Origin of the sequence: Christiangramia qingdaonensis, from assembly GCF_048381525.1 — a bacterium.
GTDB lineage: Bacteria > Bacteroidota > Bacteroidia > Flavobacteriales > Flavobacteriaceae > Christiangramia.
In genome coordinates, this window is the sequence record NZ_JBLWIM010000012.1 from 140,642 (window position 1) to 153,616 (window position 12,975).

A 12,975-nucleotide genomic window follows, 5' to 3' on the forward strand; every position below is an offset into this window, starting at 1 on the left:
CGGTTTAACCTGAAGATCAGTTGGTTCAAGCAATAAAACTTCACAACTTTATACATCCAATATTTTCAAAAGTTTAAACGTTTTAAATATTGAGAAAGCTGAACTTTCTTATTTTTACAAAAAATCTGAAGTCACTATATGACCACATCTTTTGAAAGGTATCAAAAACGCCGACTCATATCCTCCTATTTCTCTGTTGTGATTAGTATTGCACTGGTTTTATTTCTCTTGGGAATGCTGGGACTTTTGGTATTGAACACCAAGAAAGTAGCAGATCATTTTAAAGAACAGATAGCGCTTACCGTGTACCTTAAAGATACCGCCAAGGAAGTAGAGATCGAGCAATTGAAAAAGAGCCTGGCGATGGCAGATTATACCAAGACTACGACTTATGTAAGTAAGGAAGATGCTGCTGCTGCACATAGCGAAGAAATTGGAGAAGACTTCATGGAGTTCCTGGGTTATAACCCACTGCAGAATTCGATTGATGTCTATATGAATGCCGATTTCGTTTCTTCGGAACAGGTTGATGATATCGCAGCAGATCTTACTTCCAAGAATTTTGTAGATGAGGTCGTTTATGATAAACCACTTATCGCTTTACTGAATGATAACGTTAAGAAGATAAGCCTTTGGGTATTGATCGCAAGTTCGGTTTTCACTTTTATTGCCGTCCTGCTTATAAACTCTAGTATCAGGCTGGCTGTTTATTCAAAAAGATTTATCATCAAAACTATGCAGATGGTTGGCGCTACCAAAGGTTTTATACGCAGACCTTTTATCTGGCAAAGTGTAAAATTGGGTCTTATTGGGGCGATTCTCGCTCTTATTGGAATGGCAGCAGTGCTATTCTATCTCAACAACAGTTTTCAGGAATTGAATCTTTTGGGAGATGTAAAAATGCTAGTGATACTATTCTCCGGAATTTTCCTGATGGGTATCGTTATTACCTGGATAAGCACTTATTTCGCGACATCTCGTTTTCTGAATCTTAAAACAGATGAACTTTATTATTAGACCATGAAAAAAGAGAAAGAAATTCACCAGGGAGGAAGTTTTAATACCGGATTCGTTTTCGGAAAAAGAAACTATATATTCATGTTCATTGGTCTTGCCGTGATTGCACTTGGCTTCATATTAATGTCTGGTGGTGGCAGCGAAGATCCGAACGAATTTAATGATGCTATTTACAACTTTCAACGTATTAGACTTGCACCGGCCCTCGTTCTAATTGGCTTTGCAATAGAAGTCTATGCCATCCTGTTGAACCCTCATAAAAAATAAACGAATTTGGATCTATTAGATGCGGTGATCCTCGGGATCATCCAGGGACTTACTGAATTTTTACCAGTTTCCTCAAGCGGACATTTAGAATTAGGAAAAGCTATTCTTGGGGATACCAGTGTACCTGAAGAATCACTATTATTCACTGTAGTACTCCACTTTGCTACCGCATTAAGCACCTTGGTAATTTTCAGAAAAGATGTTTTTGAAATTTTAAGAGGTCTATTCAGTTTTAAATGGAACGAAGAAACCCAGTTTTCACTGAAGATTATTATTTCTATGCTTCCGGCTGTTATAGTAGGATTACTTTTTGAAGAACAGCTTGAAGCGCTTTTTGGAGGAAATATATTATTTGTTGGATTTATGCTACTTGTGACTGCATTGCTTTTATGGCTTGCAGATAAAGCGAAAGATACCGGAAAAAAGGTAAGCTATTCCAATGCATTTGTAATTGGAGTTGCTCAGGCGATCGCTATGCTACCAGGGATTTCAAGAAGTGGAGCAACTATTTCAACTTCTGTTTTGCTTGGAAACGACAAAACGAAAGCTGCTAGATTTTCATTCTTAATGGTAGTGCCTCTCATCTTCGGAAAGATTGCTAAAGATCTTTTAGGCGGAGAATTAACTTCCAGTTCCACAGACCTAACAGCACTTGCGGTAGGTTTCATATCGGCTTTTATCGCCGGATTGGTTGCCTGCACCTGGATGATCACTCTTGTTAAAAAAAGCAAGCTTTCCTGGTTTGCCATCTATTGTTTTGTAGTGGGAATCGCAGCGATTATTTTTGCGTATGCTCAATAAACAATTTACTGCGGAAGAATTTAAAGCCGGACAGGTACTGCTATTTGACAAACCATTGAACTGGACTTCTTTCCAGCTGGTTAACAAAGTAAGATGGCTCATTAGAAGAAGCTGTAATATCAAGAAAATCAAAGTTGGTCATGCTGGAACTTTAGATCCGCTGGCTACCGGACTTTTGATTATTTGCACAGGAAAGTTTACCAAAACCATTCCCGATCTACAGGGACAGATCAAAGAATATACGGGAACTATTAGTCTTGGTGCAACGACACCTTCTTTTGATCTCGAAACTGAATTTGATGCAACATTCGAAACTTCTCATATTACTGAAGAAAAGTTGCTGGAAACCAGTAGAAAATTTATTGGAAAGATCGAACAGACACCACCGGTCTTTTCAGCTTTGAAAAAGAATGGAAAGCGACTTTATGAATATGCCCGGGAAGGTGAACAAGTTGAAGTCAAAAAACGAGAGATCGAAATAAACGCTTTTGATATTGACTTTAGTAAATTTCCAGACATAGACTTCAGAGTAGTTTGTAGTAAAGGAACATATATTCGTAGCCTGGCTCACGAATTCGGGATTGCCTTAGACAGTGGAGCACACCTTTCAGCATTGAGAAGAACCGGCATAGGAGAATATTCGGTAGAAAATGCCATGGATATCGAATCTTTCGAAAAATTCTTACCTTCACGGGAGAACATTTAAGATAGAGGAAACTCTAATCCATGGATTTTTTCGACAAACACAAAGCTCTTATAATTACTTCCCTGCTATTTGCTGTGCTATTCCTGGCGCTGTATAACCTCAACATGGCCAACCAGAAAAAAGCAGCTGGAGAAATGCTCGTGGATCTTGAGCAATTTCAGAAGGAAAAGGCTCCGGAAGAGGAACCTGAAGAACAGGAAGAGCAACCTAAGCAACCCCGAAGAAACGTCCAGACCAACAGGGCGTACAATGAAGATAAGGAAGCCCGGGATGCAGAAATGAAGAACAAGCTGGACGAAATTTTCCAGAAGAATAGTGCCCGACAGGAGGCCGAGCAAAGCGAAGATACCCAGGGCGACGGAAATTACAAGGTTAATAAAAAAACTGCTGACAGGAACAAAGATGCTTCGCACGGTGATGATTCCTCTGAAGAGAGCTCACAAAAATCGGCAGTGTATGATTATAGCAGTATTTCATTTTCCCTAAAGGGCCGTCGTGCAGTTAAGATTCCGAATCCTGTTTATACCTGTGACGTTGCAGGTAAGATCGTGATCAACATTAGTGTGGATGCGAATGGATATGTTCTTGACACCAGCCTGAATAAAGGCAGTTCTACATCAGGTAATGAATGTCTGGTTGAAAGAGCTATGGAATATGCAGCAGGAGCCAGGTTTAGTAAGCTTGCTGGCAAGAATGAGCAGCCGGGAACCATCACCTATTATTTTAGATCTTAAACTATGGCAGAACCAAAACGATGTGGTTGGTGTGAAGGAGATGCGCTCTATGAAGCCTATCATGACCAGGAATGGGGAGTTCCGGTACTTGATGACCATAATTTATTTGAATTTCTTACTCTTGAAACCTTTCAGGCGGGATTGAGCTGGATCACAGTATTAAGAAAAAGGCAGAATTTCAGGGAAGCATTTGATGATTTCGATTATAGAAAGATCGCTTTATATAAAGAACCTAAGATCACGAAACTAATAGAAAATGCCGGAATCATTCGAAACCAATTGAAAATTAGAGCCAGCGTGAATAATGCACAGCAATTCATCAAAATTCAGGATGAGTTTGGCAGTTTTTGTAGGTATATCTGGAACTTTGTGGATGGCACTCCAATACAGAATAAAGTAAAGATTTATAAGGAAGCACCTGCGACTACAGATATCAGCGACCAGTTATCAAAAGACCTGAAGAAACGCGGTTTTAAGTTTACCGGCTCCACAGTGATCTATGCACATATGCAGGCAACCGGAATGGTCAATGACCATGAAATCGATTGTTTTCGTTATGATGAGATCCGGAAACTTGGTGAAAAGATGAAACTTGAAAACTATTAGTCGCTACTTTAGATAACCAAGAAACTCTTCTCTTGGAATTTCCCGTGCTCCCAGGCTGGCAAGATGATCTGTATACACCTGGCAATCTATTAGTTGTATGCCTTCTTCCTGAAGCTTCCGGACCATTTTTATAAATCCAAACTTGGAAGCATTGCTCACATTGGCAAACATACTTTCACCGCAGAATAGTTTTTTCTCCCGAAGATAAATTCCGTATAAACCTCCAACCAAAGTATTATCATCCCATACTTCAGCTGAAATGGCTATTCCCATTCGATGTAACTCCAGGTAAGATCTCTTTATCTCCGGAGTGATCCAGGTACCATCCTGACCTTTTCTGAAAACTTTTCCGCAGTGATCGATGACCGCCTCAAAATCCTGATTGAAAGTTATCTGAAATTTATTTTGATTCAGGTAAGGACGCATACTTTTCGAAACCTTCAGCTCTTCAGGAAATAGTACCATTCTGGGATCTGGTGACCACCATAAAACAGGCTGGCCTTCACTATACCAAGGAAAGATCCCTAAGTGATAAGCCTCCAGTATTCGATTAATACTAAGTTCCCGGGTAACTGCTAGAAAACCGTCTTCATCTGCCAGCTCTACTGGAGGAAATTTTTGGTCCGGACTTATAAAATACACGCGCTTAAAATTGTTTAATGAAATTAAAAAAGTCCGATGAAATAATCACCGGACTTTTAATTTTTATAAGACTTCTCCTTAGAAAGGCAGATCGTCATAATCCTCTTCGTTCAAATCACTTGCTGGCTCGAACTGGTCTGGTGGTGGTACGTTACCTCCAGACGGCTGTTGAGCGGCAAGGTTCTCAATTCTCCAACCCTGTACAGAATTAAAGTATTTAGTTTCCCCTTGTGGACTCACCCATTCTCTACCTCTAAGGTTGATACCAACCTTTACTGGCTGACCTACTTTAAAGGCATCCAGAAGACTACATTTATCCTGAACGAATTCGATCATGATATGCTGAGGATATTGCTCCTCTGTCGTCACAACCATTTCTCTCTTCTGAAACCCATTATTTCCGAAGGTCTTTGTATCTCCTATTAATTTGATTTTTCCCTGTACTTCCATTTTATCTCTATTTTGCTAATAATATTTTCCAGGCTTTCATCGGCTCATCCTGTTCAAGATACCGCTGTGCCTGTTTATGAATTTTCTCCTGATTCTTGTTTTCAACTAATTCAGCCACTCCAGCTTCGTGTTTCTTAAAATCCTGAATTTCTGATTCATCTGGCAAGGATTCTACATTCCCAAGTTTCCCAAGATCATTACCAGTTAGCACTTTACTGTTTCTGATCTCTTCTGGCATTGTATCGACACCAATCCCTAAAGTTGAAAGCGGCTTTGGAACTTCGAACATTCCCGTTCTGGCTCTTGAATACCAATTGCCACCCATACGGGCTACCTGGTCTATTTTATATTGATCAATATAACCGTTTATATCCAGAACTTCTTCCTTCACATGGATCTTGACTACGTGACAGATTACAAGATTTCCTGCTCCACCTTCAGTCCCGGTCTCAATGATATCAACGATCTTGCATTCCATTTGAACTGGAGATTCTGCGACACGAAATGGCTTCACCAGATCAGATTTCAGCATTGTAAGCCCGGCTTTCTCGAACTCATTTACACCTTCCCCATACTCCGTACTGGATAGTGACATTTGCTGAACAATGTCGTAATTTACAACATTGATCACCACCTCATCTACTTTTTTTGCATTCTCAAAAGTATGCTTGGTTGTATTGTCCCGTCCTCTTCTTGCAGGAGAAAATATAAGAACCGGAGGATTTGCCCCAAATACATTGAAAAAACTAAAAGGAGATAAATTTGGTTTCCCCTGCTCGTCAATGGTACTTGCAAAAGCAATAGGTCTTGGTCCAATAGACCCAAGTAAATACTGATGTAATTTACCTGTCCCTATATCTTTTGGCTCTATACTGAACATATACTTTATTTTCGCCAAAGATAAAGAAATGTAGAGGGAATGAAAAGCCAAAGCATTACAATAAAAATCATTTTAAAACGCTTATATTTATTCTATAAAGCCGTAGTAATACATGAATCTACCCGACGAACGCAGCTTGAATCGCTGGTTTATCATTCTTTCCTGTCTTGTGGTTACCGCGTTGGTCCTTTGGAACACCAGTATCTTTTTTCAACGGCTTAAGGAAGACGAAAGAGCTAAAATGAATATCTGGGCGCAGGCGCAGGAAGAACTAAGTGCAGCTCCCGAAGATGCTGATCTTAGCCTGATCCTTGAGATCCTGAATAACAACACTACGATTCCCATCATCCATACCAATGAAGATGGAGCGATCGCCTACACGACGAATATTGATCCTGTGATCCTGGAAGATCGCGAAAGATTAGAAGAATATCTAATTGAGCTTAAAGAGGAAAACGAACCAATTGCAGTAGATCTTGGAGAAGGGCAGGTTCAGTATTTATACTACGGAAATTCCCCCGCACTTAATAAACTTAAGTACTACCCTATTGGGCTTACGCTTATTGGCTTTCTATTTATTGGGGTCGTTTATTTTTTCTATACCACTACTAAGAATAGTGAACAGAACAAGTTATGGGCGGGTATGGCCAAGGAAACTGCCCATCAAATTGGGACTCCGCTAAGCTCCTTAATCGGCTGGACTGAAATTTTAAAATCTGAAGATGTAGATCCTTCTTATATTAAAGAGATGGAAAAGGATATTGACCGCTTACAGACCATTACTGAAAGATTTTCAAAAATTGGCTCGGCACCAAATCTGAAGGAAATAAACATTGTAGAAGCTACCCGGGAAAGTTTTGACTACTTGAAATTGAGAAGTTCCAATCTTATTGATTTCAGCATTCAGACTCCAAGGCAACCAATCTGGGTTATGCTCAACGAACAACTCTATAGCTGGACCATAGAAAACCTGGTCAAAAATGCGATAGATGCCATGCGAGGAAAAGGAGAGCTTTTGATCGAGATCAAGCAGGATATGAAGCAGGCACATATCTATATTACAGATACCGGAAAAGGAATAGACAAGAACAAATTTAAAGTGATCTTCGAGCCCGGACAAACCACCAAAAAACGTGGTTGGGGACTCGGTCTTTCTTTAGCCAGAAGAATTATAGAGGAATATCACCAGGGTAAGATCAAGGTTGCTAAAAGTGAGATTGGAAAAGGAACGACTTTCCAGATAAGTCTAAAAAAGATCTAATATTGGCTTATCTTTTCCCTTAACCAATCGGGAACCGGGAAAGTGCATTTCTTATCAAAATTATAGCAGACTACTGTGTCCAGTCCTTCAGCACAAATCTGATTTTCATTGTTCAATATCAAGTGCCTAAGAGAGAAACTGCTATTTCCAATCCTGTCTAACCTGGTCAAAACACGGGCAACTCCCGGATAATGTAAAGGTCGCTTAAAATCACAATTCGTAGACACCAACATGGTTCCCTGATTCGTTTTCTGGTAGAACTCGTGGATACCGGTAGACTCCCAGAAATTGACTCTTCCGCTTTGTAGATAACGCATGAAGGTGATATTATTCACGTGCTCATACATATCCAGATCGCTCCAGTCTATCCTGAGGTCCAGACTCAGTTTATAATCTGCTATTTCGTTCACAGCTCTACGTTCGCATGAATTTTATCTGCAAGTTCCTGAAATTCCTCTTCAGTCATTTTCACCTTGTTGCTAAAGTTCATTTCATCCATAGTATTTAAAGGGATAAGATGTACATGGGTGTGTGGCACTTCAAGTCCAACAACGGCCATCCCCACTCTTTTGCAAGGAACGGTCTTTTCCAGGGCAAGAGCAACACTTCTGGAGAAACGCATTAATTCCTGGTAGATCTCTTCTTCAAGATCCCAGATCTTATCCACTTCCTTCTTCGGAATGCAAAGGGTATGCCCTTTTCCATTAGGATTAACATCGAGAAATGCAAGAAACTGACTGTTCTCTGCTACTTTATAAGCAGGCACTTCTCCTCTAACGATTTTTGTAAATAAGGTCGACATAATATTAGTATGGTTGGTTTACCCTAAAATTAAAAAATCCTTTTCTCAAATCTTTAAAATAAGATGAAAGAAAAGGATCATATTTTAACTGTATTGAACTGTTACTCTCTCCAGATCTCGATCACATCAAAAGTAACTGTACCGTTAGGCACCTGAATTTCAGCAGTGTCACCTACTTTTTTACCAAGTAAACCCTTCCCAATTGGAGAATCTACAGAGATCTTTCCAGATTTTAGATCGGCTTCGCTTTGTGCGACCAACTTATAAGTCATTTCTGCCCCATTGGTCTGGTTCTTAATTTTTACATGTGAGTGCACCAGTACTTTGGAAGTATCCAGCTGAGATTCGTCGATCACGCGTGCATTCGCCACTACTTCTTCCAGCTTGGAAATTTTTAATTCCAGTAATCCCTGTGCTTCTTTGGCAGCATCATATTCTGCATTTTCACTAAGATCTCCCTTATCTCTCGCTTCACCAATCGCATTTGACGCTTTTGGTCTCTCAACATCTTTTAAATAGTTGAGCTCATCTCTAAGTTTTTTCAACCCTTCAGGGGTATAATAAGATACTTTACTCATAACTTTATCGTTTTAAAATCCGCGGAAAAAGCTAAAGGTCAGATTCCGGGATTAATAGCTTAATGATCTGGTAATTTTATGGTTCCACGACGTGGAAAAGCCCGGATCTACAAATTTTTAGTGTTCCGGGTTCAAACTATTACAGTATTAATTAAAAAAATCCCATGAATTACGGGATTTCTTTGAACAAATGTAAGAAATTTAATCTTTTGGAGCAATTATATTATTTTCGACTGAATTCAATTTATATGAAGAAACTACTTAGTCTATTGACTGTTTATGTACTACTTACAGCCTGTTCCGGGTCTGATGATTCGTTTAACAACAACCCAAATCTCGCAGATCTAAATTTCAGGTTTCAGGTAAATTTATCTTTACCTGAATACAACGATCTTCAGTTTCCGGGAAACGCATACGCAACCTACAATTACGGAGTAAAAGGTGTTGTTATTTACAATATTAACAATGATCAATTTGTAGCTTTTGAACTAAGTGATCCAAACCACCCGCCAAGATCCTGTTCTGCAATGACACTGAATGGTGTGATCGCAAACTGTAATTGTGATGATAATTCTTATAATGTGATCACAGGACAACTTTCAGAAGGAGAAGGTGAATACGGTATGAAACCATATAGAGTTGAGCGGTCTGGCAACGTACTGCAGATCTTCAACTAAAAAAAGCCTTCTCTTCAAACCCCTACAATTTGAAAAGAAGGCTGCTAAAAATGCATTAAAATTGGTTTAAAACTTCAATGTAAGTCCAAGTAAGAAGTTTGTTGTTGCCTGTGGATAATATCCAGCTCCATCAAAGGTTTGCACTCCAGATGGATTAGTATCGCTGGAAATATCATAGGTATAATAATACCCGTTAGACACGTATTCTTCTCCAAATATATTATTTACCAGCCCTGTAAGTACGATCTCACGAAACATCCAGGCTTTTTCCCAGGTGTACTGCACATTAAAATCGTTCACAAAATAGCTGTCCAGTTTAGAATTTTCTGCTTCTACATTACTCATAAACTGCTCCCCAACATATTTAGAGAGAAATTTAAGTTCGAGCCCGTTCACCGGTGAGTAATCCAGCATGTTCGCAGCGACTATCTCAGGTGAATATGAAATATCTGTATCTCCATAGGCTACCAGTTCTCCATCGAACGGGGAAACAAAGTCCACATTTTTATTTCGACTTAAGGCGATGTTTGGTCGAACATTAAAGTTATCAGTCACTCTAACTGTTGCATCTACCTCTAATCCAAGTCGGTAGGAATTTCCACTATTCTGGCGAATAAACGCCCCAACATCATCAAGCCCACCGGTAAGCACGAGCTGGTTTTGATAATCCATATAATAAAGGTTTGTGTTCAAAACGAAATTGGTGCTTTGATGTCTCCATCCAAGTTCAAAATCATTCAATTCTTCAGGTTCCGGATCTCCATTTTCGTAATCACCACGACTTGGCTCACGATGAGCACGTGCATAAGAAAGATAGAACTGGTCACCTTTGTTCAATTGATAGGTCAACCCAGCCTTCGGATTAAAGAAACTAAAGTTATCATCGTTCAAAAATCGAGTCTGGTCATCCAGAAGTCCATCGGTTTCATAATTCACCGTTCTTAACTGTAGATCCAAGTAACCTCCAAGTTTTTCAGTAATCACAAAGTTTGCTTTTCCGTAGATATTGAAGTCGGTTTTATCTGCCTGATTGAAATAGTATGGTTCGTAAGGGTCATTATTACGAGCAAATCTGGTATAGATCACCTCTCCGTAATGATCACCTTCATATTTGTTCCATCCTCCACCAAGCGTAAGATCCCAGTTTGTAGTCTCATAGTTCACGCTAAAAACAGTTCCGTAGAAATGATTATCCAGCCATTTGGTCCCTACAAGATCTGAAGATGTAATTTCCTCTCCATTAGACATGAATAGGGGAAGTCCAAATTCCTGAAGATCTGCATCTTCTTCATATTCTTCGTAATATCCACGACCATAGGTATAGTGAAGTGCAAGGTTTGTAGACCAGTTAGACCCAAAATCCTGGTTCCATAGTAACTGGTAATGATCCTGTTTATAATTATCTGTCTGCCCGTCATAGAATTTCGTGTTTCCATCTTCATCGGTATAGATTCCTGCCGGATTGAAAGTCCGATCATTTTCAAGTGTTTCAGCATCGATACCATACCAGGCCTGATATGTTCTTTCGCTACCACCAAAAGTAAGTGCTTTAATAAGTGTATTATCATCTACGAAAGATCCCTGTAGAAAGTATGATTTCAAATCACTACTTGCCCGGTCTATATAACCATCACTTCTAATTTTTGAAGCACGTCCTGTAAAACTGAAATGATCATTAATAAGACCAGTGCTAAATTTTACGGTATGTTTAAAAGTATTGTAAGACCCTATACTGTTCGCGATCTCACCCTGAGCTTCTTCTTTATAAGCGTCTGTAAGGATGTTAAGACTCGCACCAAAGGCTCCGGCACCATTGGTTGATGTTCCCACACCACGCTGTAGCTGTAGGTTTTCTACGGAAGAAGCAAAATCTCCCAGGTTCACCCAGAAAGTACCCTGACTTTCAGAATCATTATAAGGCACGCCGTTGATGGTCACATTCACCCTGGTTGCATCACTACCACGAACGCGAATTCCCGTATACCCAACACCGTTCCCGGCATCGGTTGTAGTAACCACATTGGGCATATAGCTCATAAGTACCGGGATATCCTGACCAAGATTCCTGTCGGCAATTTCCTCGTTGCTTAGATTGCTATAGGTAATTGGAGATTCATCGGTCACCCTTACAGAGGATAGAAATACTTCATCCAGAGATTCCTGCGCTCCGGCAAGATCAATATTTAAGGTCGTGTCTTCGGTTAGATTTACAGTTCTACTTCTTTGATTTCCGAAGGAAAAGATAAGCGTATAATTTCCTTCTGAAAGTTCGAGCTCGTAATAACCTTTTTCGTTGGTTAAAGTTCCAGAACCTGTACTTTGTAGATAAACTGAAGCTCCATCAATAGGATTTCCATTTTCAGTTACGATACCACTGAGTTTGTAATCCTGTGCATAGGCCTGAAGAGAAATTGCCAGCAGCGCCACAAAAGATAATAAATGTTTCATTCGCAAAATTTTCTACGAATAAAAGGGGCAATTATTCTTTCCTGATTTAGTTATAAAATAAAAAATCCTGAGATCACCAGTATGGCAATAACAGGAGTACATACACCGCACTTTCGTGCGTATCCCTTGGCAGCATTACCTGCCCAGGTTCATTGGGTATGATCTCAGCCCGTGAAGGCACCCCTTATGAGATTATGCCGCAAATGTAATATGCTTTTTTAGAAATGCAATACATTTGAGGAAAATTGGGAATAAAGATTTTTATAGTACAACGGGAAGTTTATGCTAAATACGAAACGCTCTTTAACAGTAAAGGTTGTTGCAGGATATGTGATTGTTTCCATTCTCGCCGGGCTTGCCGTCTGGTATATTTATAACCAGGTGCTTACCTATTCTGAAATCGCCCAGACGAATACTGAAAATACACAGCAGCTCATTCTGGTATCTGAGATTTCCACCAACCTCAATGAATCTGAAAATACAAGCAGGCGTCTAATACAAACCGGGAATGAGGAAGAGCTAAAACTTTACAATTCTCAAATTGATAGTATAAAATTCAAGATCAATGAACTGGAGACCAGTTATACTCAACTTGATTTTGAAGACGAAGCAGATAGTATCTACCAACTTCTGGAACAAAAGACAGAAAACCTGAAGGAGCTGGTTGCATTGCGAGATACCGACAGGAATACCAATTATTACCGGAAAGCTCTTGGGGAGCTTCGGAATATCGACCAGTCTTTCCAGGATTACAATTACGAGAATAGATTCAGGAATTTAAAATCTTATCAAAAGGATGTGCTGGTAAAGTGGCTGGAATATTCAAGAGAAGATAATGCCGAAAATATTACTACTCAGCGTTTGGATTCTCTGGTTAGATCTGTAAAGAGAGTACTAACCGACCTTGAATTCGCTAACCGACAGTTTCAAAATGAGGTTGTTCAGAAGGAAAATGAGTTGCTTAATAATGATATGATTCTGAATCAGCAATTACAGGAATTGCTATCTAATTTAGAGAAAACGGAGCGGGAAAATTCCTTGGAACGTGCAGAGACTTTTCAGAATATGCTGGACAAAACTTCCACGATCATCCTGATAGGGAGTTG

The 12,975-nt window shown here is 39.6% G+C and carries 15 protein-coding genes and 1 pseudogene; 9 read left to right on the plus strand and 7 right to left on the minus strand.

Annotation, left to right across the window (positions count from 1 at the left end; all coding sequences use genetic code 11):
- Positions 1-138: 138 nt before the first annotated feature.
- The 6 genes from ACNI3T_RS05480 to ACNI3T_RS05505 are packed head-to-tail and all read left to right on the plus strand — an operon-like array spanning position 139 to position 4,131.
- Positions 139-1,017, plus strand: a complete 879-nt coding sequence (locus ACNI3T_RS05480) for a cell division protein FtsX (protein ID WP_418226968.1) — start codon at positions 139-141, stop codon at positions 1,015-1,017.
- A 3-nt stretch (positions 1,018-1,020) separates the two neighbouring features.
- Entirely contained in the window at positions 1,021-1,284 is a 264-nt protein-coding gene (locus tag ACNI3T_RS05485) for a DUF3098 domain-containing protein (protein WP_418226969.1), read from the plus strand.
- A 6-nt stretch (positions 1,285-1,290) separates the two neighbouring features.
- Entirely contained in the window at positions 1,291-2,085 is a 795-nt protein-coding gene (locus ACNI3T_RS05490) for an undecaprenyl-diphosphate phosphatase (RefSeq protein ID WP_322301804.1), read from the plus strand.
- On the plus strand, positions 2,075-2,791 hold the full coding sequence (gene truB, locus ACNI3T_RS05495) for a tRNA pseudouridine(55) synthase TruB (RefSeq protein WP_418226970.1): 717 nt from the start codon (positions 2,075-2,077) through the stop codon (positions 2,789-2,791). Before ACNI3T_RS05490 ends, truB begins: the two co-directional genes overlap by 11 nt.
- Before the next feature lie 20 nt (positions 2,792-2,811).
- Positions 2,812-3,525: a hypothetical protein gene (locus tag ACNI3T_RS05500; RefSeq protein ID WP_418226971.1), complete on the plus strand. Its 714-nt coding sequence runs from the start codon at positions 2,812-2,814 to the stop codon at positions 3,523-3,525.
- 3 nt (positions 3,526-3,528) lie between these two features.
- The gene (locus ACNI3T_RS05505; RefSeq protein ID WP_418226972.1) at positions 3,529-4,131 is read left to right on the plus strand and encodes a DNA-3-methyladenine glycosylase I; all 603 of its coding nucleotides are present in this window, start codon (positions 3,529-3,531) and stop codon (positions 4,129-4,131) included.
- A 3-nt stretch (positions 4,132-4,134) separates the two neighbouring features.
- On the opposite strand, the gene aat is transcribed toward ACNI3T_RS05505, so the two are convergent.
- The 3 genes from aat to ACNI3T_RS05520 all read right to left on the minus strand — a co-directional run bounded on the left by aat (position 4,135) and on the right by ACNI3T_RS05520 (position 6,103).
- Entirely contained in the window at positions 4,135-4,773 is a 639-nt protein-coding gene (gene aat, locus ACNI3T_RS05510) for a leucyl/phenylalanyl-tRNA--protein transferase (protein WP_418226973.1), read from the minus strand.
- Positions 4,774-4,851: 78 nt separating this feature from the next.
- Complete coding sequence (locus ACNI3T_RS05515) at positions 4,852-5,223, minus strand: DUF3127 domain-containing protein (RefSeq protein ID WP_295178663.1); 372 nt, start codon at positions 5,221-5,223, stop codon at positions 4,852-4,854.
- Between the two features lie 7 nt (positions 5,224-5,230).
- Complete coding sequence (locus ACNI3T_RS05520; protein WP_418226974.1) at positions 5,231-6,103, minus strand: flavin reductase family protein; 873 nt, start codon at positions 6,101-6,103, stop codon at positions 5,231-5,233.
- Positions 6,104-6,215: 112 nt separating this feature from the next.
- Between ACNI3T_RS05520 and ACNI3T_RS05525 the strand changes: the two genes are divergently transcribed.
- A complete protein-coding gene (locus tag ACNI3T_RS05525) occupies positions 6,216-7,364 on the plus strand; it encodes a sensor histidine kinase (protein ID WP_418226975.1) in 1,149 nt (382 codons plus the stop codon).
- On the opposite strand, the gene ACNI3T_RS05530 is transcribed toward ACNI3T_RS05525, so the two are convergent.
- From ACNI3T_RS05530 to greA, 3 genes are all read right to left on the minus strand, one after another.
- On the minus strand, positions 7,361-7,774 hold the full coding sequence (locus ACNI3T_RS05530; protein WP_418226976.1) for an acyl-CoA thioesterase: 414 nt from the start codon (positions 7,772-7,774) through the stop codon (positions 7,361-7,363). The genes ACNI3T_RS05525 and ACNI3T_RS05530 overlap by 4 nt on opposite strands.
- Positions 7,771-8,166, minus strand: a complete 396-nt coding sequence (locus ACNI3T_RS05535; protein WP_418226977.1) for an HIT family protein — start codon at positions 8,164-8,166, stop codon at positions 7,771-7,773. Before ACNI3T_RS05535 ends, ACNI3T_RS05530 begins: the two co-directional genes overlap by 4 nt.
- 101 nt (positions 8,167-8,267) lie before the next feature.
- On the minus strand, positions 8,268-8,744 hold the full coding sequence (gene greA, locus ACNI3T_RS05540; RefSeq protein WP_418226978.1) for a transcription elongation factor GreA: 477 nt from the start codon (positions 8,742-8,744) through the stop codon (positions 8,268-8,270).
- Positions 8,745-8,992: 248 nt separating this feature from the next.
- Between greA and ACNI3T_RS05545 the strand changes: the two genes are divergently transcribed.
- Positions 8,993-9,421, plus strand: a complete 429-nt coding sequence (locus ACNI3T_RS05545) for a Rieske (2Fe-2S) protein (protein ID WP_418226979.1) — start codon at positions 8,993-8,995, stop codon at positions 9,419-9,421.
- A 66-nt stretch (positions 9,422-9,487) separates the two neighbouring features.
- Here ACNI3T_RS05545 and ACNI3T_RS05550 read toward each other — a convergent pair whose 3' ends face one another.
- Positions 9,488-11,869 carry a TonB-dependent receptor gene (locus tag ACNI3T_RS05550; protein ID WP_418226980.1) on the minus strand — a complete coding sequence of 794 codons (2,382 nt, stop codon included), beginning with the start codon at positions 11,867-11,869 and terminating at the stop codon, positions 9,488-9,490.
- A 282-nt stretch (positions 11,870-12,151) separates the two neighbouring features.
- On the opposite strand from ACNI3T_RS05550, the pseudogene ACNI3T_RS05555 reads away from it, so the two are divergent.
- Positions 12,152-12,975 (plus strand): annotated as a pseudogene (locus ACNI3T_RS05555) (hybrid sensor histidine kinase/response regulator); the annotation flags it as partial.